The sequence below is a fragment of the Lysobacter antibioticus HS124 genome, assembly GCF_000336385.2.
Classification (GTDB): Bacteria; Pseudomonadota; Gammaproteobacteria; order Xanthomonadales; family Xanthomonadaceae; genus Lysobacter; species Lysobacter firmicutimachus.
In genome coordinates this window covers 43,378-66,146 of record NZ_HG424620.1, presented here as the reverse complement: position 1 = coordinate 66,146, position 22,769 = coordinate 43,378, and the positions used below count along the sequence as shown (strand labels likewise).

Sequence of the window (22,769 nt, the reverse complement as noted above, 5' to 3'; positions counted from 1 at the left end):
CCGTTCGCGCATCTGCGCGGCGCATGATCGGCTCGGCACGGTGCTGAAGTTTCTGGAGGCCGGCCGGCGCGGGCATGAGGGCCGGGGAGCGCGCAGGCGAACGAAAAGCGCGGCGAGCCCTGCCTACCGCCGTTCCGGCGAAGGCGCGAATCCAGGGCGCTATCGCGACATGGCTGCGAGGCCGGCGGATGCGCGCCGGCGCGGGCATCGCGGGCGAGACGCGCGGCGATGCCTCACATCGCGTCGATATCGCCCAACGCGCGGATCAACCGCCGCGCACGTTTGTCCGGCTTGGTTTCCGGCGCGCGATAACCGGTGCGCTCGGCCACGCGCATGGCGCGCGCCTGCTCGCGGGCCAGACGCGAAGCTTCGCTTTCGGCGTAGAGCGTCTGCGCAACGCTGGCCGGGCCGCGGGTGTCGCTGAGGCCGAGCACGACGATCTCGAACGCTTCCTCGCCGCGCGCCACCCGCATCGCATCGCCGACGCGCACCGCACGCGAGGCCTTGGCGCGCTGGCCGCCGACCTCGACCTTCCCGGTCCCCACCGCCTGCCGTGCGAGACTGCGGGTCTTGAAGAAACGCGCGGCCCACAGCCACAGGTCCAGGCGGACCGACGCTTGCGGCGCGACTTTGGATTCGTGCTGGTCGCTCATCGTCGCGAACGATACCACCGCGATCGTGACCGGACAGCGGACACGCGACCGCAGGCGCGCCGCGGCGGACGACCGGCAATCGGGACGGCCGCCGCCGCGAGGGTCCCGCCGCCCCCGAGATCGCGCGCCATCGGCACGCAGCGCCGAAGACGACCGGTCGCGCGCCGCAGCCCGCGACGCCCGGTGAACACCGGTCACGTCCGCTCACGCATCGGCACCTGCGGCCACGGTCCGCTCACCGCGTTGGCGGCATACTTCCCCATCCCCGCCCGGACCGCCTCATGTCCTCCAGCCACGCCCGCGGCAGCCATCTGCTGACCGAAGGCCCGATCGGCCGCACCATGATCTCGTTCGCGCTGCCGATCATGGCCGGCAACGCAGCGCAATCACTCAACGGCTCGATCAATTCGATCTGGGTCGGGCGCTACCTCGGCGAGGCCGCGTTGACCGCGACCGCGAACGCCAACAACATCATGTTCTTCCTGATCGGCTCGATCTTCGGCATCGGCATGGCCGCGACGATCCTGATCGGCCAGGCCACCGGCGCGCGCGACCTCGCCCGCGCGCGGCGGGTCATGGGCACCAGCGCCAGCTTCTTCATCGGCCTGTCGGCGCTGATCGCCGCGGCCGGCTGGTTCCTCGCCGACCCGGTGCTGCGCGCGATGGGCACGCCGGCCGCGGCGCTGCCGCTGGCCGAGCAGTACCTGCAGGTGATTTTCCTGTCGATGCCGTTCCTGTACGCCTTCGCCTTCGTCTCCGCGGCGCTGCGCGGCGCCGGCGATTCGCGCACGCCGTTCCGCTTCCTGTTGCTGTCGGTGGCGCTGGACATCGCCCTCAACCCGCTGCTGATCTTCGGCTGGGGGCCGGTGCCGGCGCTGGGCATCGCCGGCTCGGCGGCCTCGACCTTCTTCGCCCAGGGCGTGAGCCTGGCGGCGATGCTGCTGCACCTGCGGCGCAAGCGCCATCCGTTGTGGCTGGGCCGGCAAGACGCGCACCTGTTGAAGATCGATCCCGACGTGCTGCGCGCGCTGATCGTCAAAGGCGTGCCGATGGGCCTGCAAATGGTGCTGATCTCGCTGGCGATGATCGCGATGATCTCGCTGGTCAACGCCCACGGCACCGTCACCGCCGCCGGCTACGGCGCCGCGCTGCAGTTGTGGACCTATGTGCAGATGCCGGCGATGGCGATCGGCGCGGCCTGTTCCTCGATCGCCGCGCAAAGCGTCGGCGCCGGGCGCTGGGACCGGGTCGGCGCGGCGGCCCGCACCGGCACGATGTTCAACTTCCTCATGACCGGCGCGCTGATCGCCCCGCTGATCCTGTTCGACCGCTATACCCTGGCGCTGTTCCTGCCCGAGGGCAGCGCCTCGTTCGAGATCGCCCGCCACCTCAACCACATCTCGGTGTGGTCGTTCCTGTTCTTCGGCGTCAGCTTCGTGATCTCCGGCGTGGTACGCGCCACCGGCGCGGTGATTCCGCCGCTGCTGATCCTCGGCTTCGCCCTGTGGGGCATCCGGGTGCCGTTCGCGACCTGGCTGCAGCCGACGCTGGGCACCGACGCGCTGTGGTGGAGTTTCCCGGTCAGCGCGCTGTGCTCGATGCTGATGTCGATCGCCTATTACCGCTGGGGCGGCTGGCGCAAGGCGCGGATGATGGCCGCGCCTGAGCGCGTCGCCGCACCGGCCGCCGCCCGCACCATCGCCGCGCCGGCGGAAGTGCCGGCGCAGCCGCCGGCGCCGGTCGCCGACGCCAGCCCGGACGACGGCCGCATCGCCGCGGTAGCCGCCAAGGCCGACTGAAGCCGACGCGGATTCAGATCTCTTCCAGCGGCACGGTGAATACGCCGGCCTCGCCCTGCTCGTAAGCCGCGCGCCAGACCCGATAGCCTTCCAGGTCGTCCTCGCGCACCGGCATCGAGCCGATCACCCGCGGCTCGACCTCGGCCACGCGCGTGCCGACGATCGGGAAATGCCCCTCCAGCGGCCGGCTCTTGAGCTCGCGCACGTCCTCCAGGTGTTCGCGCAACACCTCGTCGCGGGCATGCACGGCGAACTTGCGCAGCGACAGGGCGTCGCGACCGTCGGCCAACGCGTCGATGCGCAGCACCCAAAAGAAGCCCCACACGCCGTCGCTGCGCAGATAGGTGCAGATGTCGCCTTCGGACAAACCCGGATTCACGGTGCGCTCCTGCCGCGGGGGCGGCCTGATGGCGAACGCTGCGGGCGCAGACGCCGCGTCGGGAATCTAGCGCGAACCGGGGCGTCGCGCACAGCGTCCGCGCGCACCGGCCGTCGGCGCGCAGGCGAACCTTGGACGCCCGCCGCGGCCGCAAACGCGAACGGCCGCCCGAAGGCGGCCGTTGCGGGCGCCGCGCGATACGCGCGACGCAGGCTCTACGACGACGATTACTCGGCGGTCGGAGCGTTCTTGGCGCGCGCGTAGGCGGCCAGATCTTCCTTGATGCGCGCCTTCTTGCCTTCCAGGCCGCGCAGGTAGTACAGCTTGCCCGAGCGGACCTTGCCGCGGCGCTTGACGTTGACCGAATCGATCACGGCGCTGTGGGTCTGGAACACGCGCTCGACGCCGAAGCCGTGGGAAATCTTGCGCACGGTGAACGAGGAGTTCAGGCCGGCGTTCTTCTTCGCGATGACCACGCCTTCGTAGGCCTGGACGCGCTCGCGGTTGCCTTCCTTGACCTTCACGTTGACGACGACGGTGTCGCCGGGGCTGAACTCGGGCAGCTTGCGCTGGACCTGTTCGGCTTCGAAATTCTGCAGCAGGGTGTGGATCGACGGCTTGTTCATGGGTGCGGCCTGTTGGATTAGTTGTTGCGCGAGTGCACGTGGACCCGCGTCATGGCATGGGTACAGCTAAGCGGCTAATTATAGCGGCGTTTTTCCCCGGATGGCTAGGGCTCAGGCGCTTGCGCCCGGGTCCCGGCCGGTCTCGCCCGCGGCCGCGACGGCCGGATCGAGCCTGGAAACGGTTTCGGCCACGCCCGCGGCGGCCTGGGCAGCCAGTTCGGCCCGGTAAGCCGCCAGCAACTGGCGGTCGGCCTTGGACAGGGCAGCCTCGTCGAGCAGGTCCGGGCGGCGTTGCCAGGTCCGGCCCAGCGACTGCTGGCGGCGCCACTTGGCGATCAGGGCATGGTTGCCCGACATCAGCACCGCCGGCACCGCGCCCAGCTCGTGCTCGACCGGGCGGGTGTAGTGCGGGCAGTCCAGCAGGCCGTCCTCGAAGCTGTCCTGGACCGCGGACTCGGCGTCGTTGAGCGCGCCCTCCTGCAGCCGCGCGACTGCGTCGACCACTACCGCCGCCGCCAGTTCGCCGCCGGACAGGACGTAGTCGCCGATCGACACTTCCTCGTCCACCTCGGCCTGGATCAGCCGCTCGTCGACGCCCTCGTAGCGTCCGCACAGCAGGATCAGGCGCTCATGCCCGGCCAATTCGCGGACCTTGGCCTGGTCCAGGCGCGCGCCCTGCGGGCTCAGATAGACCACCCGCGCCGGCGTCGGGTCGGCCGCGCGCGCGGCGCGGATCGCCGCCCGCAGCGGTTCGATCAGCATCACCATGCCCGGGCCGCCGCCGAACGGGCGGTCGTCGACGCGGCGGTAATTGCCCTCGGCGTAATCGCGCGGATTCCAGCCGTGCAGCGCCAACAGCCCGCGCTCGCCGGCCCGGCCGACCACGCCGAACGCCGCGCATTGCGCGACGAACTCGGGGAACAGGCTGACGATGTCGATGCGCATAGGGCCAGGAGCCAGCGAGGAGGAGTCGGGAGACAGCCGCAGCGGAGCCGGTTTTCGCCGATTCCCGGCGGCCGTCCGCCGAGCGCTAGAAATCGGGGTCCCAGTCGACCGTGACCAGATTGGCCTCGAAATCGACCGACAGCACGTACTGCGGAATCACGAACGGAATCATGCGCTCGCGCTCGTCGTCGCGCGCGACCAGCACATCGTTGGCGCCGGTCGCGAACAGATGCGAGACGGTGCCCAGCGACACGCCTTCGGTGGTGACCACGCGCAGGCCTTCCAAGTCGACCCAGTAGTACTCGCCCGGCTTGGGCGGCGGCAGCGCAGAGCGCGGCACGTAGATTTCGGTCCCGCGCATGGCCTCGACCGCGTCGCGGTCGGTCACGTCGGGAAAGGTGGCGATCAGGTACTTGCCGCTTTCGCGCCCGCGCACCCCGGACAATTCGCGCTCGCGCCCTTGCGGGTCGCGCACGGTCCAAGGCTGGTAGCGGAAGATCGCGGCGCGCGGCTCGGTCCAGGACTCGAGCTTGACTTCGCCGCGAATGCCGAAAGCGCCGAGCACCCTGCCCAACAGGATGCGGCGCGTCGTATCGCTCATGATGCGAAGGTCGGGCCGCGCCGCCGAAAACGGTGCGCGGCCCGCCGGATCAGGCGGCCGGAGCGGCCTTGGCGGCCTGCTTGTACAGGTCGGCGACCTTGTCGGTCAGCTGGGCGCCCTTGGAGACCCAGTGCTTGACGCGCTCGAGGTCGAGCTCGACGCGCTTCTCGTTGCCGGCGGCCACCGGGTTGTAGAAACCGACGCGCTCGATGTTGCGGCCGTCGCGGGCGCTGCGGCTGTCGGTGACGATGATGTGGTAGAACGGACGCTTCTTGGCGCCGCCGCGGGTCAGTCGGATCTTGACCATGAGGGTTGCTTTCCTGTGTTGCCCAGCCGTCGGAATGACGGGGTAAGCCGGAAAGTCTAACCGATTCGCGGGCTTAAGCAAACCTGCCGCCCTCGCCGGGGCCACAGCTCCGGTGCCCGCCTGCCGCCAACCGCCCGATGCCGGGCCCGGAGCGCCGGGCGTCCCTGCCCGGCCTCCCCGATCCACGCCCGGCCCACAGCCGCCGTCCCTGGCGCCCGTCCAGGCCGGGCGTCGCCGCCGGCTCCACTCCCTCGGAACCGGGCGGGCGGGTCTGCTGCCCCGCCCTCGCCGGCTCCCCCGGAGCCGGCGCATCGGCGTCCGCCCCCTCGCGGACGCCGACGCAGACCTGGCTGCGCCAGGTCGCGATGCTTTGGAGTCGCCGATGCAACGGCATTGCCGCGCGGTGCAGCGGCCTGGCCTGCGGCTGCGGTTCGATGACGACGCCCCCGATGCGCCCGTAGCCGCCGATGCAAACCATGCTGCGCGGACGCCGTCTCCCGGCACGAGAACCGCCGCGCCGCCGCGGCCGCGCAGGCTCAGGCCTTGTAGCGGAGGGTGCCGCGCAAGGCGGTGACGCCGGCCTCGCAGTGCTGCTCGAAATCCATCAGCAACTGGGTCACCAGGCCGCTGACCGGGTCGACCTCGATCTTCTTGATCGTCGCAGTGCCGGAAATCCGGTTGCAGCCGCGGCCGTTGCCGCCGAAGTCGAAGCCCATCCGCACCGTATCGGCGAAACGCGCGATCGGGTACGTGCCCGGCGCCAGGGTCTTGCCGGTGGGCGCCTGCACGAACGCCATCCAGTCGTCGCGCTGGCCGGAGGCGGCATAGGTCAGATAGCGGTTGTTGCCCTGCAGGGCGAAAACACTGGTGTCGCCGGCGTAGCTCTTCTTGATGCCGCCGCCGATGTAGTCGCCGACGTCGCTGTCCAGGCTCAGCGCCAGCGGTTGCACGTTGTAGCGCAGCACGCCCGCCAACAGCGGTGCGGTCTCGCGCTCGCAGCGCTGCAGCGCGGTGGCCTCCAGCGCGGTCACCGCGCCGTTGGCGTCGAACTCGATCTGCTGGATGTAGACCGAGCCCCAGGTTTCGTTGCAGCCGCGGCCGTTGCCGCCGATGTCGATGCCCGGCGACAGGCCGGTGCGGAACGCCGAGCGCTCGGCGTAGTAGTAACGGCCGCGCTGGAACTTCTGTCCCTGCGGCGCGGCCAGGTCGATGCGCCAGTTGTCGACGCCGGAGCGCACGTTCATCGACAACGCCTGGGCATTGCCGGACACGGTGATGGTCGAATCGGCGTGGGTGTAGACCTTGGACTGGCCGGCGCCGATGTAATCGCCGGCCTGGCTGACGTAGGAGTACAAGGCATCGGCGGCGGCGACCGGCGCGGCGGCGACGCCGATCAGGGCCAGCGCGAACGCGCCGGCCAGGCGGGAATTGCGGGAATTGCGGGAACTGCGCTGCTGCAAAGCCATGCGTACGACCTCCGTGTGTGTGCGCCGCGCGATGGCGGCGAGTGCATGCGGCTGCGAGACGACGGCGGGAAGAGGCGCGGCCTTGCCTGCGATGGGCGCGAAGGCCGGTGATCCGCGTCGTGCATGCATAGGATCGGTTGCGCGGGTCTCGCTGGCCGAGAACCGCGCACCCGCTCGTCGGCGACCGCCGGCTTCGATGCGAAGCGCGGTCGCAACTTGCGCGCCGCTTTCGATCAGGCACAAAAAAAAAGGCCGGCGCATCCGCGCCGGCCTTCGACCGAGAGCCAGGGCCGGTCAGAGTTTGTGGCGGATGACGCCGCGCACTGCGTCGCCGTCCGCGCAGCGGTACTCGAAGTCCGCCCACAGCGCGGTCGCCGCTCCGGCGCTGCTGTAGCGCACGTCCTTGATCTGCAGGGTGCCGGACATGCCCTCGCACAGGAACGCGTGGTGGCCGCTACGCGAATACATATCCAGGCCCAAGGCATTGGCGCTGGCGACGGAAGCGAGCGCGTACGTACCCTTGAGCAGGCGCTTACCGGTAGGCGGCGTGAGTTTCAGACGCCAACGGTTCTGGCGTCCGTCGACCTCGTAGCTGAGCAGGCTGTCGGTTCCGTTCAGCGCGAACAACGACGTGTCGCCGGCGTAGCCCAGATCGACGTTCCTGACCGGATCGCTGAAGGTCCGCTTGAACTTGAACGACAGCGGCGCGACGTTGTGGCTCATCGCCACGGTCAGCAAGGGCATCACATCGTGGTCGCAGCGCTGCTGGACCACCGCCTCCAAACCCTTGATCGCACCGTTGCTGTCGAACGCGATCTGCCGGATCTGCACCGTACTCCAGGCATAGGTGCAGTAGCTGCGGTCGGTGGAAACATAAGCGCCGGCCGCGCGCCCGGTCCGCTCGCGGAAATGCTCGGCCAGGTAGTAACGCCCCGGCCGCAGCCGCTCGCCGGGCGGCGGCGCCAGGCGCACCGTCCACACCTTGTCGCCGGTGGAGATGTCGAGCGTCGCTTCGTAGGCCGTGCCGCGCAGTTGGAACTGGGCGTTGGCGTCGGTGTAGCTGCCGCGCTTGCCGTCGCCGATCACGTCGCCGGTTTCGCTGACATAGGCGAAGCTGGAAGCGGCCATGGCCGCCTGCGGCGCGCCGTACAGGCCGGCGGCGGCGAAGCCGAGCGCGAGCGCGCCGCGGATGGGAAAGGATTGCATCATGCGTTGGATCTCCAAGTGAAATCGCTGCGATGCTTCGCGAGCGATGAAAGACGAACCGAAAGTGCGTCGGCGACGGCCGTCGCGGCGTCCCGAGCGAAGACGAAACGAGCGCGCCGTCGCGACGCGCAGCAAGTGTGCGCAGCGCGCGTCGCGACGCAAGCGACCCGACGCGTGCGGAGCGTGACGCCTCACCGATCGGCACAAACAAAAACGGCGACCCGAAGGCCGCCGTCGCGTTTTGTAACGATGTGCGCCGGGTTCGCGGCGCGGCCGCTCAGCGGAACGGCATCCCGCCGCGGCCGCCCATCATCCCGCGCATGCCGCGCATCAGCCCCTTCATGCCGCCGCCGGAGAGTTTGCTCATCATCTTCTCCATCTGCTGATACTGCTTCATCAGCTTGTTGACGTCGGCCGGGGTCAGGCCGGCGCCCTTGGCGATGCGCGCCCGGCGCGAGCCGTTGAGCAGGGTCGGATTGCGCCGCTCCTTCTTGGTCATCGAGTTGATGATCGCGACCATCCGCGGCACTTCCTTGCCGGTGATCTGGTTCTTGACCGCATCGGGGATCTGGCCCATGCCCGGCAGCTTGTCCATGAGCCCGTGCAGGCCGCCCATGTTCTGCATCTGCTCGAGCTGGTCCTTCATGTCGTTGAGGTCGAACTTCTTGCCCTTGGCGACTTTCTCGGCGAGCTTCTGCGCCTTGTCCTTGTCGACCTGTTGCTCGACCTGCTCGACCAGCGACAGCACGTCGCCCATGTCGAGGATGCGGCTGGCGACGCGGTCGGGATGGAACACGTCCAGGCCGTCGGGCTTCTCGCCGACGCCGATGAACTTGATCGGCCGGCCGGTCACGTAACGCACCGACAGCGCGGCGCCGCCGCGGGCGTCGCCGTCGGTCTTGGTCAGCACCACGCCGGTCAGCGGCAGCGCCTCGGCGAAGGCCTTGGCGGTGATCGCGGCGTCCTGGCCGGTCATCGAGTCGACCACGAACAGAGTCTCGACCGGCGCGACCGCGGCGTGCAGCGCCTTGATCTCGGTCATCATCGCTTCGTCGATGGCGAGGCGGCCGGCGGTATCGACCAGCAGCACGTCGACGAACGACTTCTTGGCGTCGGCGATCGCCGCGCGCACGATCTCTTCGGGCTTCTGCGATGCGCTGGACGGGAAGAACAGCACTTCGACCTGCTCGGCGAGCTGGCGCAGCTGTTCGATCGCGGCCGGACGGTAGACGTCGGCCGAGACCACCATCACCTTCTTCTTGCGCCGTTCGCGCAGGTGCTTGGCCAGCTTGCCGACCGTGGTGGTCTTGCCGGCGCCCTGCAGGCCGGCCATCAGGATCACCGCCGGCGCCGGCACGTTGAGGTTGAGGTCGGCGGCCTGCGAACCCATGACCGCGGTCAGCTCGTCGCGCACGACCTTGATCAGGGCCTGGCCCGGGGTCAGCGACTTGAGCACTTCCTGGCCGACCGCGCGCACCTTGATCCGCTCGATCAGGGCCTGCACCACCGGCAGGGCGACGTCGGCTTCGAGCAGGGCGATGCGCACTTCGCGCAGCGACTCGCGGATGTTCTCTTCGGTCAGACGGCCGCGGCCGCGCAGGCGCTCGATGGTGCCGGACAGGCGTTGGGTCAGGGATTCGAACATGGCGGAGCGGGGTCGCGGAATGGCGGGACCGGCAAGTATAGCGGCCCCGGCCCCTGGCCCGTGCGCTCGTGCTTGCCGCGACAACCGGCCGCCCCCGAATCGCGAATCCCAAATCCCGAATGCCCGCTCTTATGCCACACTCCGGCGATGACAATCGTTCTCATCGCGGTCGCCCTCTATCTCGTTGCGACCGGGCAGTTGGTCGCGGCCGTGCGCAACGGCGACGGCCGCAGCGCCCGGTGGTGGCTGCTGCCGGCCAATCTGGCCGTGCTCGGCCACGGCCTGGCGCACCTACTGGCCTGGCGCAACGCGGGTGGGGCCGATCTGCATTTCTTCGCCGCGCTGTCGCTGGTCGGCCTAGGCATGGCGGCGCTGACCGCGATCGTCGGCGCCTCCGGGCGCATGGCCGCACTCGGCGTGGTGGTGTTCCCGCTGTCGGCGCTGATGCTGGCCGGCTACCAGCTGTACGGCCATGTCCAGCACCCGGAGCCGCTGGACTGGCGCCTGCAATTGCACGCCTGGCTGGCCTTGCTGGCCTACGCCACCCTCGCCGTCGCGGCGCTGTTCGCGCTGATGCTGTGGCTGCAGGAACGCGCCCTGCGCCGGCGCGAGTTCCACCGCTGGTTGCGCGCATTGCCGCCGCTGGTGGAACTGGAAAGCCTGCTGTTCCGCACCATCGGCGTCGGCTTCGCGCTGCTGACCGCGACCCTGCTGACCGGGGTGCTGTTCGTCGAGAACCTGTTCGCCCAGCACCTGGTGCACAAGACCGTGCTCAGCGTGCTGTCCTGGCTGGCTTTCGGCGGTCTGCTGCTGGGGCGCTGGCGCTACGGCTGGCGCGGCACGGTCGCGGTGCGCTGGACCCTGGCGGCGATGATCCTGCTGGTCCTGGCCTTTTTCGGCAGCAAGTTCGTGCTGGAACTGGTGCTGCAGCGGGTCTGACCGCGGGTTCCGGCAGCCCGTGCCGGGGCAGCCCATGGCCGTGCGGTCGTGGCCGCCGAGGCAAACACCGCGGCCCCGCCCGCCCCCGACCTGGCCCGTTTTGGCGGTTCGGCCCTCCAGGAGCCGAGAGCGCTGCCGCCGGGGCCGGCGGCGGGCCGTCTTCGTCCCCGGCCCGGCCACACGAAATAATCGATTTAAATCAACACGTTAAAAGTAACGAAGCGTGTCGCGCAAATTAAGCACGATCGTTCGATGCTTGCTGAACGAGCCTATTGCAAGCTCAATATTTGCATTGACAAATATTTCGCGCGCACAGAACATGCCGCGCCATGACCACCCTGCCCCCGAACCAAGCCTGCTCGACCTCGAACCTCGGCCTGCTGTTCCGCCAGGTCCGCGATGCGATGTGGGCGCAAATGGAACGCGAGCTGGCCCAGGCCGGCCACGATCTGACCTTCAGCCAGTTCATCACCCTCAAGGAACTGGCCATCGGCACCGCCGGCGTCACCGAACTGGCGCGCGCCGCCCAGCTCAACCCCGGCGCCATGACCCGCCTGCTCGACAAGCTGGAAACGCGCGGCCTGGTCGCCCGCGTCGCCGATCCCGACGACCGGCGCGCGCTCAACATCCACCTGACCGAAGCCGGCGCCGCGATCTGGGCCGACATCGACGCCTGCGGCCGGCGCGTGCGCGAACGCGCCATGACCGGCCTCAGCGACGCCGACCGCGACCAATTGCACCGCCTGCTCGAACAGGTCCGCGACAACCTCACTTTCACCGGTTCCTGAGCCATGTCCCGCCACGACACTCGCCCGCGCCGCGGGCTGCCCTTCGTGTTCGCACCGCTCGCCGCGGCGCTGATCCTGGCCGGTTGCGCGAGCAGCCGCGGCCTCGCGCCCGAAGGCCGCGCGCTGGATGCCGACGCCCTCGTCGCGCAGCGCAGCTTCGCCGACGCCGCCCTGTCCGACGCCGCGTTCCCGCGCGCCGACTGGTGGACCGGGTTCGGCGACGCGCAGTTGAACGCGCTGATCGAAGAAGCCCTGGCCGGCAACCCCGGCCTCGACGCCGCCGACGCGCGCGTGCGCCAGGCCGTCGCCCAGGCCGGCCTCGCCGATGCAGCGCGCAAGCCGACGCTCGGCGCCAGCGCCCAGTACTCCGGCCTGCAATTGCCGGAGACCGTCGCTCCCGAACCGCTCGGCGGCAAGTACAGCGGCGTGGAAGTGCTGTCGCTGAGCTTCAAGTACAGCCCCGACCTGTGGGGCGGCCACCGCGCCCGTTGGCGGGCCGCGCTGGGCCAGGCCCGCGCCGCCGAGGTCGAAGCCCAGGCCGTGCGCCTGAGCCTGTCGTCGAACATCGCCCGCGGCTATGTCTCGCTGGCCCAGGCCTTCCAGGCCCAGGACGTGGCCCTGGCCGAGAAGCGGCGCGCCGAGCAGCTGCTCGCGCTCGGCCGGCAACGGGTCAAGGCCGGCCTCGACAATCAATTGCAGATCCGCAACGCCGAAAGCGCCAGCGCAGCCGCGGATCAACAGATCCAATCCGCGCAGCAGCAGATCGACTCGCTGCGCAACGCTCTCGCCGCGCTGCTCGGCAAGGGTCCTGACCGCGGCCTCGACATCGCCCGCCCCGGCGCGCTGGCCGCGCAGGCGCCGGCGGTGCCGGCGGTGCTGCCGAGCGAGCTGCTCGGCCACCGCCCCGACGTGGTCGCCGCACGCTGGCGGGTGGAAGCCGCTTCGCACGGCATCGAAGCGGCCAAAGCCGAGTTCTATCCCACCGTCAATCTCAGCGCGATCGTCGGCCTGGCCTCGGGCGGATTGTCCGACCTGTTCACCCGCGATGCGCGCTTGATCCAGGGCGGTCCGGCGATCAGCCTGCCGATCTTCGACGGCGGCCGACTGCGCAACCAGTTGGCCGGCCGCGACGCCGACTACGACCTCGCCGTCGCCAACTACAACCAGAGCCTGGTCGGCGCGCTGCGCGAAGTCGCCGACGCGTTGCAGGCGGCGCGTTCGCTCGACGGCCAATTGGCGTCCGCGCAGCAAGCGCGCGACGCCGCGCAGCAGGCCTGGCAGATCGCCAGCACCCGCTACCGCGCCGGCCTGGGCACCCAGCTCGATGTGCTCGCCGCGCAGCGGCCGCTGCTGCAGCTCGACCAGCAGCTCGCCGGCCTGCGCGCGCAGCGCCTGGCCGCCGGCATCGACCTCGACCGCGCGCTCGGCGGCGGCCTGCCGGTGCAGGCGTCCGATCCGGTCGCGCCGCTGTCCGAACGCAGCGATTCCTCTTCGATCCACGCCATCGCCAAGGCCCCCACGCCATGACTTCCGAAATCAACCCGCAAGCCGCGACCGCGGCCGTCGCCGCGCCGAACAACGGCAAGCGTCGCAAGGCGCTGCTGATCCTGCTCACCGTGGTGGTGGTCGCGGCGGTCGCCTGGACCGCGTACTACCTGCTGGTGCTGCGCTGGCACCAGGACACCGACGATGCCTACGTCCAGGGCAATGTGGTCAACATCACTCCGCAGACCCTGGGCACGGTGATCAGCATCGGCGCCGACGACGGCATGAAGGTGCGCGCCGGCCAGGTGCTGGTCCAGCTCGACCCCAACGACGCCCAGGTCGCCTACGACCAGGCGGTGGCGAATCTGGCCAACACCGTGCGCCAGGTGCGCGGCCTGTACAGCGCAGTCGACGCCGGCCAGGCCGATCTGGCGGCACGCCAGGTCGCGGTGCAGAAGGCCCGCGCCGACGTCAAGCGCCGCGAAGGCCTGGTCGCCGGCGGCGCGGTCTCGGCCGAAGAGCTGGCCCACGCCCGCGACGAGTTGGCTACCGCCGAAGCGGCGCTGTCGTCCTCGCGCGGCACCCTGGCGCGCAATCGCGCCCTGGTCGATGCGACCACGGTCGCCAAGCAGCCGCAGGTCGCCGCCGCCGCCGCGCAGCTGCGCCAGGCCTATCTCAACCTGCAGCGCGCGGCGATCGTCGCGCCGGTCGACGGCTACGTCGCCAAGCGCAGCGTGCAGCTGGGCCAGCGCGTCCAGCCCGGCACCGCGTTGATGACGGTGATTCCGCTGGAGCAGGTCTGGGTCGAAGCCAACTTCAAGGAAACCCAGCTCGCCCACATGCGCATCGGCCAGCCGGTGGAGGTGCATGCCGACCTGTACGGCAGCGACGTGGTCTACCAGGGCAAGCTGACCAGCCTCGGCCTCGGCACCGGCAGCGCGTTCTCGCTGCTGCCGGCGCAGAACGCCAGCGGCAACTGGATCAAGATCATCCAGCGCGTGCCGGTGCGGATCGAACTGGACCCCAAGCAACTGGCCGACCATCCGCTGCGCCTGGGCCTGAGCATGCACGTCGACGTCAGCATCCGCGACCAGGCCGGCGCAGTGCTCGCCAGCGCGCCGCCGGCCAAGCCGGTCCTGAGCACCGACGCCTATGCCAAGCAACTGCACGACGCCGATTCGATGATCGACAAGATCGTGCGCGAGAACCTGCCGGGCGCGCAGCACGGCTGATCCCTTCCCCGCGGACGACGCCCTCCCCCTCGTCGTGCTTCGTCCGCCGTTCGCGCCGCATCGCGGCGAACCGGTCTCCTCCCCCGCCGGATTCGCCTTCCCCTGCGACAGCGCGCGAACTCCGAAGCCGCCGTTCCGGCCTCGCGCCGGAACGGCGGACTAAGGACCGCGGCGAAGCGCCTTCGCGTCCGCCCGCGCCCCCTCCGACTGCACAGGCCGATCCATGTCCGCCACCACCGCCCCCGCCGGACCCGCCGCCGCCCCGGCGCCGCAAGCCGGCTTCCGGCCGCCGAACATGCCGCTGACCACGCTGGGCCTGGCCCTGGCGTCGTTCATGCAGGTGCTCGACATCACCATCGCCAACGTCTCGCTGCCGACCATCGCCGGCAACCTCGGCGGCAGCAGCAGCCAGGCGACCTGGGTCATCACCTCGTTCGCGGTCAGCAACGCCATCGCCCTGCCGCTGACCGGGTTCTTCACCCGCAAGTTCGGCGAGCGCAAGTTGTTCATGTGGGCGACCCTGCTGTTCGTGATCGCCTCGCTGCTGTGCGGCCTGGCCAACAGCATGGGCCTGCTGGTCGCCGCGCGCGCGCTGCAGGGCTTCGTCGCCGGGCCGATGTACCCGGTCACCCAGGCGCTGCTGATCTCGATCTATCCGCCGCACAAACGCGGCCAGGCCATCGCCCTGCTGGCGATGGTGACCGTGGTCGCGCCGATCGCCGGCCCGATCCTCGGCGGCTGGATCACCGACAACTACAGTTGGGAGTGGATCTTCTTCATCAACGTCCCGATCGGCATCTTCGCCAGCCTGGTCGTCGGCAGCCAGTTGCGCGGCCGGCCGGAGAAGCTGGAAAAGCCGAAGATGGACTACATGGGCCTGATCACCCTGGTGATCGGCGTCGGCGCGCTGCAGGTGCTGCTGGACCTGGGCAACGACGAAGACTGGTTCAACTCGAGCAAGATCGTGATCCTGGCCATCGTCGCGGCCATCGCCCTGGCGGTGTTCGTGATCTGGGAGCTCACCGAGCGCGACCCGATCGTCAACCTGCGCCTGTTCCGCCATCGCAACTTCGCCAGCGGCACCGCGGCGATGGTGCTGGCCTATTCGGCATTCTTCGCGGTCGGCCTGCTGGTGCCGCTGTGGCTGCAACGCAACCTGGGCTATACGCCGATCTGGGCCGGCCTGGCGACCGCGCCGATCGGCATCCTGCCGGTGCTGTTGACGCCGTTCGTCGGCCTGTACGCGACCCGCTTCGACCTGCGCATCGTCGCCAGCCTGGCCTTCGTGGCGATGGCCTTCACCAGCTTCGTGCGTTCGGGCTTCAACCTCGACGTGGACTTCCAGCACGTGGCGATGGTGCAGTTGTGGCAGGGCCTGGGCGTGGCGCTGTTCTTCATGCCGGTGCTGACCATCCTGCTGTCCGATCTGGAACCGCACGAGATCGCCGCCGGCTCCGGCCTGGCCACCTTCGTGCGCACCCTCGGCGGCAGCTTCGCCGCCTCGCTGACCACCTGGGGCTGGAACCAACGCAGTACCATCCACCACGCCGAGCTCACCGAGCACATCGGCGCCTACGATCCGGCGATCCGCCAGACCGTGGACCTGCTCGGCCGCGGCGACCTGCAGCGCGGTGCGGTCTCGCTCAACCAGATGATTTCCCAGCAGGCGGCGCAGATCGGCTTCAACGAGATCTTCCACCTGCTCGGCATTCTGTTCCTGGTGGTGATCGCGTTCGTCTGGTTCGCCAAGCCGCCGTTCACCGCCAAGGCCGCCGGCGGCGCGGCGGCGGGCGGTCACTGAGCGCGCGCGTCCCACGAACCGCCGTGGGCGACGACCACGAAACAGGCCGGGCATCGCCCGGCCTGTTTCGTTTCGGCCGCGACCGCGCCGGGCGCCTAGGCCGGCACCTGCGCCGGCCGGGCCGGCGTCGGCGCCGAATGCGCCGCGGCGGCCTCGCACGGGGCCGTGTTCTTGCGCACGAAACGCCGCCGCGCCTCGTGATAGCTGCGGTCGGCGCCGAAGAAATTGCGGTACATGTGCGCCAGTTCCTCGGCGCCGTAACTCTCCAACGGCTTGCGCCGTTCGTCGGCGGCGCGGTGGCGGCGCTTGAGCGCGACCGCCTTGCGCCACGCCGTCGGATCGGCCAGGCGTTCGGCGCGTTGTTCGACGTGCGCGGCGAAGTCGGCGACGCCGGTGCCGAACGCGGCATCGATCAGGCCGATGCGTTCGGCCGCGCCGGTGCCGAGCGGGCGCAGCTCTTCGGTGAGCTCCTGCGCCATCGCCTGGCCGACCCGGCGCGGCAGCAGGTAGGTCCAGTACTCCGAACCGTACAGACCGCCCATGCCTTTGTAGTGCGGGTTCATCACCGCACCGCGACGCGCCCAGACCTGATCGGCGGCCAGGGCCAGGATCACCCCGCCCGCCCCGGCGTTGCCCTGCATCGCCGAAATGACCAGGTGCGATTCGGTCAGCACGATCTCGCGCACCAGGGCGTTCATGGCCAGGATGTTGCGCCACGACTCCAGCGCCGGATCGGCCGCGGCCTCGATCGCGTTGAGGTGGATGCCGTTGGACCAGATGTCCTGGCCGCCCATCAGCACGATCGCCCGGGTCGGACGCCGCCGCGCCTGCAGGAAGGCGGTACGCAGGCGATCGCATTGCCCGGTCGACATGGCGCCGTTGTAGAAATCGAAATGCAGGTAGCCGACCGCGCCGATTTCGCGATAGCGGATCTGGCGATAGGCGCGGTCGCGGCGCGCGGCGACCGAAGTCGCCGGCCGCGGCGGACGCTGGGCGACGCCGGCCAGGCGGCGTTCGCCGAGTACCTGGGTGGCCGGCAGCTTGATCCCGTCCTTTTCGCGCAAATGGCTCAGCCACAACGCGCCGTCGCCGGTGCCGACGCACACCGCGCCTTCGCGCCGTCCGAGCAATTCGCCCGGACGGCCGCGCAGCGAGGGCTCGATATGGGCGCCGAAGGCGTGGCAACGCAGCCCGGCCAGTTCGACCCGCGCGCCCGGCGCGCTGTCGGCGCTGCGGATGCGGTCGTGCAGACTCGCAGTATCGCCGTGCCAGTCGATCTCGCGGTCGCTGGCGCGGATGCCCGGGCGCAGCCGGCCGCGTACGTCGGCGCGAGCGTAATCCAGCGCCTGCGGCCGATAGTCGCCGCTCTCGAAACGTTCCACCGCTAGCAGCAACGCGCGCAACGCCGCGTCGGCGACCTCGTGCCGGTACAGCTGGCTCTTGGGCACCGCGCGCATGGCGAAGCCGGCGCTGGCCCAGATATCGCCGGCGTCCATTTCCTCGGCCGCCTGCAGCACGGTCACGCCCCAATCCGGCTCGCGTTCGAGAATGGCCCAGTCCAGCGAGGACGGACCGCGGTCGCCGACGATGCCCGGATGCACGATCAGGCACACGTGCCGGCGCCAGATGTCTTCGGGAATCGCCGACTTGAGCATCGGCGCGACGATCAGTTGCGGCCGTTCCCGCGCCACCGCCGCGCGCATCGTCGCCGCGTCGGCGGCGACCTGCACGGCGACCTGATGGCCGAGTTCGCTCAGCTCGGCCCAGGCGCGTTGCGCCAGGCCGTTGTACGCGGTGCACAGGAACAGGATACGCAACGACATCGCACGCTCCTTGTCACGACGAAGGCTCGAATGTCCGCCAACTCTCGTTCACGATCCTGAGCGCCGATCACAAATCGCGCGCCTTGGCGTTTCGAACGCGATGACCGGACCGATCCGGTCGACGAACGCGATCGCGCTTGCGGCGCGGTGCGCAGCCTGACCGTGCGCATCGCCATACTTCGTTTGCCGATCCGCCGCACCTATCGAAACTGACAGTAGCCAAACGCGGCCGCCCCGGCCGATGCTCGCCGGGCCCACACATCGTCATCCTCGCGGCGCCCGGGACGCAGCGTCGCGATCGTTCGGACCGCGTCCGGGAACCGGCCGCCACACGGTCCCATCGCCCACGACGGGCAATCAAGGAGAGCATCGATGTTGAAGCGTGCAAGCAAGCTGTTGGGCATCTGCGCATTCTGTTTCGGCGCGGCGTTTTCGATGAGCGCGTTCGGCGCCGGCGGCTGCCAGTCGTGCTGGGACAACTGCCAGGTGCAGTTCGACCAGTGCATGGATTCGGGCAGCCCGGCCTACGTCTGCCAGACCAACTGGCGCCACTGCGGCCTGTCCTGCGGCTGCGACATCCCCTGAGCCCGATCCGGCGCGGGAGGCCGCGCGCCTCTCGCGCCGTCGCGCGGCAGCGTGCTGCGGCGCAACGAAGCCGTATCGCGCCGCGGCGGCCGGCAACCACGCCGGCCGGCGCGGCGCACGCAACAGCCGACTGCGTCGCGGATCGCCGCGACCGCCGTCGCGAATCGGTGCGGCGGTGCTATAAACGCAGAGCCCGCCGACGGGCACAGGGAGCAAGCGCGATGTTCGAGTCAGGCCGGATCGCCGACGCCACGGGTCGTGTGCGCAGTCTCCGATCCATCCTGCCGCACGCCGCCACCGCGACGCCCGCAACGGCGCCGCCCCCTCGCCCCTGACTCCACCACCCGCCGGCGCGCCGACGCGCCGGCTTCTCTTGAGGACAAGGAATGAGCTTCAAGTCGATACTCGGCACCATCGCCATCGTGGTCGTGGCGCTCGCGCTAGGCGTGGGCGCCGGCACCCTGGTCAAACGCACCGGCCTGATCGGCGACGGCGGCAAGGGCGGCGCGATGGTCGAACAAGGCGATTACTCGCAGGTCTATGCCAATGCCGGCGGCGAAGTGGTGCTGTACTCGCTGTCGACCTGCCCCTTCTGCCACAAGACCAAGGAACTGCTGCAAAAGCAGAACGTGCGCTTCGTCGAGCGCGTGATCGACCAGGACGAAGCCGCACGCAAGGAAGCCGACGGACTGAAGATCAAGAGCGTGCCGGTGATCTACGTCGGCAACCAGAGCCTGCACGGCTACGACGAGGCCAAGCTGGTCGAAATCCTGGCCGCGCACGCCAAGAGCGCCAAGCCGGCCGCCTGAGCCGGCGCGCGCCTCGCGCCCCTGCGGGCCGCCGCGGACCGCGGGGCCCGCTGCGCGGCGAGACCGCGGCTGCGTCGCCGCACGGGCCGTGCCTGGCCGCACCGCTATGTCGCCGGCGGCCTCAAGCCAGCCAGCGCAAGCCGAGTGCGAAACCCGCCCCCAGCGCGGCGCCGCCGATCACTTCGGCCAGGCGGTGCCGGCGCATGCGCAACCGCGCCCAGCCCAGCAAGGGCAACGACGCCAGCCCGATCGCCGCCGCCGTCGGCGCCAGCGGCCACAATGCGACCCCCGCGAAACTCAGGCTGGCCATGTGCAGCGACAGCTTGATCCAGCGATTGAGCAGCGCGGCCGCGACCAGCATCGCCGCGACGGCGACGATGCCGTGGCCCAGCACTGCGGCGCGGCCGCGCATCCACCACCAGACCAGCGCCAGCACCCACAGCAAGAGCAGATAAAGCACCGGCCGCTCGCTCGGATGCGAGGCATCGACCGTGCTCCAGCGGCCGCTGCGGTGACGCTGCCAGACGAACAGCCACACCACCGCCACCGCCGCGCCGACCGCGGCCATCGCCGCGGCGAACGCCTGCGGCGCCAGCGCGCGCACGCCCAACACGGTCAGGGCCAGGAACACCGCGAAGGGGTGCAATGCGATCGACACCGCGCGCGCCAGCGCGAACGCCGCGCCGGCGTCGGCGCGGCCGCCGTCGCGCGGGCCGGGCACCGGGTTCACGCCGCGTCCAAGGCCTCGGACAGCCGTTCGACCGCGATCACTTCCATCTCGCCGATGCGGCCGCCGCGCGGCGCGTTGCCCTTGGGCACGATGGCGCGCTTGAAGCCGTGGGTCGCCGCTTCCTTGAGCCGGTCCTCGCCGTTGGGCACCGGCCGGATCTCGCCGGACAGGCCGACCTCGCCGAAGGCCACGGTCTGCTCGGCCAGCGGCTGGTCGCGCAACGAGGACAGCACCGCCAGCAGCACCGGCAGGTCGGCGGCGGTTTCCTGCACACGGATGCCGCCGACCACGTTGACGAACACGTCCTGATCGCCGACCGCGATGCCGCCGTGGCGGTGCAGCACCGCCAGCAGCATCGCCAGCCGGTTCTGCTCCATGCCGACCGCGACCCGGCGCGGGTTCGACAGCGGCGATGAGTCGACCAGCGCCTGCACCTCGACCAGCAACGGCCGGGTGCCTTCGCGGGTCACCATCACGCAGCTGCCCGGCTGCGGCCCGCGGCTGCCGGAAAGGAAGATCGCGGACGGATTGGGCACCTCGCGCAGGCCTTTGTCGCTCATCGCGAACACGCCGAGCTCGTTGACCGCGCCGAAGCGGTTCTTGAACGCGCGCAGCACGCGGAAACGGCTGCCGCTCTCGCCTTCGAAGTACAACACCGCGTCGACCATGTGCTCGAGCACGCGCGGACCGGCGATGCCGCCTTCCTTGGTCACGTGGCCGACCAGGAACACCGAGGTGCCGGTCTCCTTGGCGTAGCGCACCAGCCGCGCCGCGCTCTCGCGCACCTGGCTCACCGAGCCCGGCGCCGCGCCCAGCTGCTCGGTCCACAGGGTCTGCACCGAGTCGGCGACGATCAGCGCCGGCCTCATCGAGGCGGCGTGCTCGAGAATGCGCTCGACGCAGGTTTCGGCCAGCGCATGCACACCGTCCAGCGGCAGGCCCAGGCGCGCGCCGCGCCCGGCCACCTGCGACAGCGATTCTTCGCCGGTCACGTACAGCCCGGGCATGCTCTGCGCCATGCGCACGATCGCCTGCAGCAGCAGGGTCGACTTGCCGATGCCCGGGTCGCCGCCGACCAGCACCACCGCCCCGGGCACCAGGCCGCCGCCGAGCACCCGGTCGAACTCGCCGATGCCGGTGCCGACCCGCGCCTCTTCGCTGTGGCGCACGTCCTTCAGCGCGGTCACCGCCGGCGCGTCGGCGCGGCCGGCCCAGCCGGCGCGGCGCGAGGCGGCAACGCTGGCCCCGGCGCCGGCCTTGGCCGCGGGCTCGACCACGAATTCGCTGAGCGTGTTCCAGGCCCCGCATTCGCCGCACTGGCCCTGCCACTTGCTGTAGTCGGCGCCGCACTCGGCGCAAACGTAGGCGGTGCGGGCCTTGGCGGCGGCGGATTTGAGCGGGGTCTTGGACATGGCGGACGGCAACGGCACGGGCGAAGCCGCACTTTAGCCGCTGCCGGTCGCAGCGCGCGAGACCGGCAGGCGCGGTCGCGGCAAAGCCTTACCCGGCGTCGGGCCGGATCGCCGCGGCGAGCGCCGGTCCGCGAAACGGACCGGCCTGCGGCTCAGGCCGCCATCGGCTGGTTCGGCCGGTGCTGTTCGGGATAGATCGCCTGCAGGTGCTGCTGCGGCATCGCCAGCAGGCCGCTGACATCGTTGGAGGCGACGATGCTGTAGCCGCGCGCGTCGATGTCGTTGGCGATCGCATGCCAGTCCAGCTTGGGCATGGCCATGCGGGTGTCGATGGTCCAGCCGAAACGCAGCGCACCGAGCGCCTTCATTTCGTCCAGGGGCAGCCAGCTGTCGGACGGCGCGACCACATAACCCTCGTCGTCGCCCACTACGAATACGTCTACGCGCATTTTTGTCGGTGCCTTTGCTGTATGCGTTGCAAGCCGGCGCATGGTGTCGATCCACCCGATAAAAAGGAGTGAAGAAGGAATGGCCAATTGGTGAATCCAGGCAGCCGCCTGAATGATGGATGCCGATTCAATGCAGACATGTGACAAGGCCGGCGGAAGCGTAGTGTGACCGGCGCGGCTCTCACCGGCCGCGACGGCGCAGGCCGCGCGAACGCGGTCTCACACCTGCAACGGACGATGAACCGGTGCGAGGCGAATCGTCGGCCAAGCGGCCGCGTCCGCCGGACCGGTCGTGCGCGCAGCGCGCCGGGCGGCCCGCTCCGCCCGACGCCGCATGCCTAACGGTGCGCACGCCGCCGCAGCGCATCGCGGCGGCGTGCGCCCGCCCCCCTTCACTCGATGCAGCTCTCGACCCGGGCGCGGCCGACGTCGAGGAACTCCGCGAACGCGTCCAGGTGCTCCGGGTGGTCGCGCAAGCGGGTTTCCCTCGGCGCGATCACCACCAGTTCGAAGCGGTTGAGATAGGTGGGGTTCTGCGCCAGCTTGTAGCCCCAGGTAATACCCACGCCGGCCACCTTGCCGGTGCCGGTATCGAGCGCGTACTCGGCGAAGCGGGTGGCGGCCGGACTGTCGAGCACGCCGCCGGCCAGAGCGTCGGCGACCTCGCGCGCCGTATCGATCAGCCAGCACTCGGTCGCCGCCAAACGCCGCACCGGCTGGCCGGCGTAATGCGGCGAATGCTCGCCGACGAACAGATTCGCCTCGCCGTACAGGCAACGCCCCAACAACGAGGCGCTAGGCTCCGGCTCGCGCTTGTGCACGCTCCAGCGCCCGGCCTGGGCGTGCGCGAACAACGCCACAGGCGACTGGATCAACTGGATCAGGCCGACCGCACTGGAATGCAGCGCCGCGCGCGTGTACGACACCCGGCCGTCGATTCCGTACTCGACCACGGCGCCAGCCGCGAACACGTTCTCGGGCGCGGCGACATAGGGATGCAAGCGCAACCCGAACTTGCCGACTTGGTAAACCTGCTCGGAACCGTAGTGGCTCATGGGCGCGCCCGCCGTGGAAGTCGAAGACTCGGCC

22 protein-coding genes are annotated in these 22,769 nt (G+C 70.2%); 8 read left to right on the top strand and 14 right to left on the bottom strand.

Translation table 11 applies throughout. The features are described 5' to 3' along the window. Positions 1 to 233: 233 nt before the first annotated feature. The gene (locus TX83_RS22160) at positions 234 to 653 is read right to left on the bottom strand and encodes an RNA-binding S4 domain-containing protein (RefSeq protein ID WP_064750155.1); all 420 of its coding nucleotides are present in this window, start codon (positions 651 to 653) and stop codon (positions 234 to 236) included. A 281-nt stretch (positions 654 to 934) separates the two neighbouring features. On the opposite strand from TX83_RS22160, the gene TX83_RS22155 reads away from it, so the two are divergent. Further along, complete coding sequence (locus TX83_RS22155) at positions 935 to 2,452, top strand: MATE family efflux transporter (RefSeq protein WP_064750154.1); 1,518 nt, start codon at positions 935 to 937, stop codon at positions 2,450 to 2,452. A 13-nt stretch (positions 2,453 to 2,465) separates the two neighbouring features. On the opposite strand, the gene TX83_RS22150 is transcribed toward TX83_RS22155, so the two are convergent. From TX83_RS22150 to ffh, 8 genes are all read right to left on the bottom strand, one after another. After that, complete coding sequence (locus TX83_RS22150; RefSeq protein WP_141233645.1) at positions 2,466 to 2,831, bottom strand: hypothetical protein; 366 nt, start codon at positions 2,829 to 2,831, stop codon at positions 2,466 to 2,468. Between the two features lie 227 nt (positions 2,832 to 3,058). Then, positions 3,059 to 3,457: a 50S ribosomal protein L19 gene (rplS, locus tag TX83_RS22145; RefSeq protein ID WP_064750152.1), complete on the bottom strand. Its 399-nt coding sequence runs from the start codon at positions 3,455 to 3,457 to the stop codon at positions 3,059 to 3,061. Positions 3,458 to 3,568: 111 nt separating this feature from the next. Further along, positions 3,569 to 4,402 carry a tRNA (guanosine(37)-N1)-methyltransferase TrmD gene (gene trmD / locus TX83_RS22140; protein WP_064750151.1) on the bottom strand — a complete coding sequence of 278 codons (834 nt, stop codon included), beginning with the start codon at positions 4,400 to 4,402 and terminating at the stop codon, positions 3,569 to 3,571. Between the two features lie 85 nt (positions 4,403 to 4,487). Beyond that, the gene (gene rimM / locus TX83_RS22135) at positions 4,488 to 5,003 is read right to left on the bottom strand and encodes a ribosome maturation factor RimM (RefSeq protein WP_064750150.1); all 516 of its coding nucleotides are present in this window, start codon (positions 5,001 to 5,003) and stop codon (positions 4,488 to 4,490) included. Positions 5,004 to 5,052: 49 nt separating this feature from the next. Continuing rightward, a complete protein-coding gene (rpsP, locus tag TX83_RS22130) occupies positions 5,053 to 5,310 on the bottom strand; it encodes a 30S ribosomal protein S16 (protein WP_064750149.1) in 258 nt (85 codons plus the stop codon). A 536-nt stretch (positions 5,311 to 5,846) separates the two neighbouring features. Continuing rightward, positions 5,847 to 6,776 (bottom strand): hypothetical protein, encoded by a 930-nt coding sequence (locus TX83_RS22120; RefSeq protein WP_261370247.1) that lies wholly within the window; start codon positions 6,774 to 6,776, stop codon positions 5,847 to 5,849. A gap of 294 nt (positions 6,777 to 7,070) precedes the next feature. Beyond that, positions 7,071 to 7,985 carry a hypothetical protein gene (locus tag TX83_RS22115; protein WP_141233644.1) on the bottom strand — a complete coding sequence of 305 codons (915 nt, stop codon included), beginning with the start codon at positions 7,983 to 7,985 and terminating at the stop codon, positions 7,071 to 7,073. Between the two features lie 274 nt (positions 7,986 to 8,259). Beyond that, on the bottom strand, positions 8,260 to 9,627 hold the full coding sequence (ffh, locus tag TX83_RS22110) for a signal recognition particle protein (RefSeq protein WP_064750146.1): 1,368 nt from the start codon (positions 9,625 to 9,627) through the stop codon (positions 8,260 to 8,262). A 147-nt stretch (positions 9,628 to 9,774) separates the two neighbouring features. On the opposite strand from ffh, the gene TX83_RS22105 reads away from it, so the two are divergent. The 5 genes from TX83_RS22105 to TX83_RS22085 all read left to right on the top strand — a co-directional run bounded on the left by TX83_RS22105 (position 9,775) and on the right by TX83_RS22085 (position 15,872). Continuing rightward, on the top strand, positions 9,775 to 10,566 hold the full coding sequence (locus TX83_RS22105) for a cytochrome C assembly family protein (RefSeq protein ID WP_064750145.1): 792 nt from the start codon (positions 9,775 to 9,777) through the stop codon (positions 10,564 to 10,566). Positions 10,567 to 10,895: 329 nt separating this feature from the next. After that, on the top strand, positions 10,896 to 11,354 hold the full coding sequence (locus tag TX83_RS22100; RefSeq protein WP_064750144.1) for a MarR family winged helix-turn-helix transcriptional regulator: 459 nt from the start codon (positions 10,896 to 10,898) through the stop codon (positions 11,352 to 11,354). Positions 11,355 to 11,357: 3 nt separating this feature from the next. Further along, a complete protein-coding gene (locus TX83_RS22095) occupies positions 11,358 to 12,881 on the top strand; it encodes an efflux transporter outer membrane subunit (protein ID WP_064750143.1) in 1,524 nt (507 codons plus the stop codon). Further along, positions 12,878 to 14,071: an efflux RND transporter periplasmic adaptor subunit gene (locus TX83_RS22090; RefSeq protein WP_064750142.1), complete on the top strand. Its 1,194-nt coding sequence runs from the start codon at positions 12,878 to 12,880 to the stop codon at positions 14,069 to 14,071. Before TX83_RS22095 ends, TX83_RS22090 begins: the two co-directional genes overlap by 4 nt. Positions 14,072 to 14,294: 223 nt before the next feature. Continuing rightward, positions 14,295 to 15,872 (top strand): DHA2 family efflux MFS transporter permease subunit, encoded by a 1,578-nt coding sequence (locus TX83_RS22085; protein WP_064750141.1) that lies wholly within the window; start codon positions 14,295 to 14,297, stop codon positions 15,870 to 15,872. 95 nt (positions 15,873 to 15,967) lie between these two features. Here TX83_RS22085 and TX83_RS22080 read toward each other — a convergent pair whose 3' ends face one another. Next, positions 15,968 to 17,695, bottom strand: coding sequence for an enoyl-CoA hydratase-related protein (locus TX83_RS22080; RefSeq protein ID WP_222423810.1), 1,728 nt, complete (start codon positions 17,693 to 17,695; stop codon positions 15,968 to 15,970). Positions 17,696 to 18,067: 372 nt separating this feature from the next. Between TX83_RS22080 and TX83_RS22075 the strand changes: the two genes are divergently transcribed. Then, positions 18,068 to 18,280, top strand: coding sequence for a hypothetical protein (locus TX83_RS22075; protein ID WP_064750140.1), 213 nt, complete (start codon positions 18,068 to 18,070; stop codon positions 18,278 to 18,280). Between the two features lie 386 nt (positions 18,281 to 18,666). Next, on the top strand, positions 18,667 to 19,089 hold the full coding sequence (locus TX83_RS22070; protein WP_064750139.1) for a glutaredoxin family protein: 423 nt from the start codon (positions 18,667 to 18,669) through the stop codon (positions 19,087 to 19,089). A gap of 121 nt (positions 19,090 to 19,210) precedes the next feature. On the opposite strand, the gene TX83_RS22065 is transcribed toward TX83_RS22070, so the two are convergent. From TX83_RS22065 to TX83_RS22050, 4 genes are all read right to left on the bottom strand, one after another. Further along, complete coding sequence (locus TX83_RS22065) at positions 19,211 to 19,819, bottom strand: hypothetical protein (protein ID WP_064750138.1); 609 nt, start codon at positions 19,817 to 19,819, stop codon at positions 19,211 to 19,213. Further along, positions 19,816 to 21,231, bottom strand: a complete 1,416-nt coding sequence (gene radA, locus TX83_RS22060) for a DNA repair protein RadA (protein WP_064750137.1) — start codon at positions 21,229 to 21,231, stop codon at positions 19,816 to 19,818. Before radA ends, TX83_RS22065 begins: the two co-directional genes overlap by 4 nt. A gap of 152 nt (positions 21,232 to 21,383) precedes the next feature. Continuing rightward, a complete protein-coding gene (locus TX83_RS22055) occupies positions 21,384 to 21,680 on the bottom strand; it encodes a hypothetical protein (protein WP_141233643.1) in 297 nt (98 codons plus the stop codon). Positions 21,681 to 22,072: 392 nt separating this feature from the next. Further along, positions 22,073 to 22,735, bottom strand: coding sequence for a hypothetical protein (locus tag TX83_RS22050; protein WP_064750135.1), 663 nt, complete (start codon positions 22,733 to 22,735; stop codon positions 22,073 to 22,075). Between the last annotated feature and the right edge of the window lie 34 nt (positions 22,736 to 22,769).

Coding starts and splice junctions, on each gene's coding strand:
- TX83_RS22160 (WP_064750155.1), bottom strand. CDS start 653: ATGAGCGACCAGCACGAATCCAAAGTCGCGCCGCAAGCGTCGGTCCGC.
- TX83_RS22155 (WP_064750154.1), top strand. CDS start 935: ATGTCCTCCAGCCACGCCCGCGGCAGCCATCTGCTGACCGAAGGCCCG.
- rplS (WP_064750152.1), bottom strand. CDS start 3,457: ATGAACAAGCCGTCGATCCACACCCTGCTGCAGAATTTCGAAGCCGAA.
- trmD (WP_064750151.1), bottom strand. CDS start 4,402: ATGCGCATCGACATCGTCAGCCTGTTCCCCGAGTTCGTCGCGCAATGC.
- rimM (WP_064750150.1), bottom strand. CDS start 5,003: ATGAGCGATACGACGCGCCGCATCCTGTTGGGCAGGGTGCTCGGCGCT.
- rpsP (WP_064750149.1), bottom strand. CDS start 5,310: ATGGTCAAGATCCGACTGACCCGCGGCGGCGCCAAGAAGCGTCCGTTC.
- TX83_RS22120 (WP_261370247.1), bottom strand. CDS start 6,776: ATGGCTTTGCAGCAGCGCAGTTCCCGCAATTCCCGCAATTCCCGCCTG.
- TX83_RS22115 (WP_141233644.1), bottom strand. CDS start 7,985: ATGATGCAATCCTTTCCCATCCGCGGCGCGCTCGCGCTCGGCTTCGCC.
- ffh (WP_064750146.1), bottom strand. CDS start 9,627: ATGTTCGAATCCCTGACCCAACGCCTGTCCGGCACCATCGAGCGCCTG.
- TX83_RS22105 (WP_064750145.1), top strand. CDS start 9,775: ATGACAATCGTTCTCATCGCGGTCGCCCTCTATCTCGTTGCGACCGGG.
- TX83_RS22100 (WP_064750144.1), top strand. CDS start 10,896: ATGACCACCCTGCCCCCGAACCAAGCCTGCTCGACCTCGAACCTCGGC.
- TX83_RS22095 (WP_064750143.1), top strand. CDS start 11,358: ATGTCCCGCCACGACACTCGCCCGCGCCGCGGGCTGCCCTTCGTGTTC.
- TX83_RS22090 (WP_064750142.1), top strand. CDS start 12,878: ATGACTTCCGAAATCAACCCGCAAGCCGCGACCGCGGCCGTCGCCGCG.
- TX83_RS22085 (WP_064750141.1), top strand. CDS start 14,295: ATGTCCGCCACCACCGCCCCCGCCGGACCCGCCGCCGCCCCGGCGCCG.
- TX83_RS22080 (WP_222423810.1), bottom strand. CDS start 17,695: ATGTCGTTGCGTATCCTGTTCCTGTGCACCGCGTACAACGGCCTGGCG.
- TX83_RS22075 (WP_064750140.1), top strand. CDS start 18,068: ATGTTGAAGCGTGCAAGCAAGCTGTTGGGCATCTGCGCATTCTGTTTC.
- TX83_RS22070 (WP_064750139.1), top strand. CDS start 18,667: ATGAGCTTCAAGTCGATACTCGGCACCATCGCCATCGTGGTCGTGGCG.
- radA (WP_064750137.1), bottom strand. CDS start 21,231: ATGTCCAAGACCCCGCTCAAATCCGCCGCCGCCAAGGCCCGCACCGCC.
- TX83_RS22055 (WP_141233643.1), bottom strand. CDS start 21,680: ATGCGCGTAGACGTATTCGTAGTGGGCGACGACGAGGGTTATGTGGTC.
- TX83_RS22050 (WP_064750135.1), bottom strand. CDS start 22,735: ATGAGCCACTACGGTTCCGAGCAGGTTTACCAAGTCGGCAAGTTCGGG.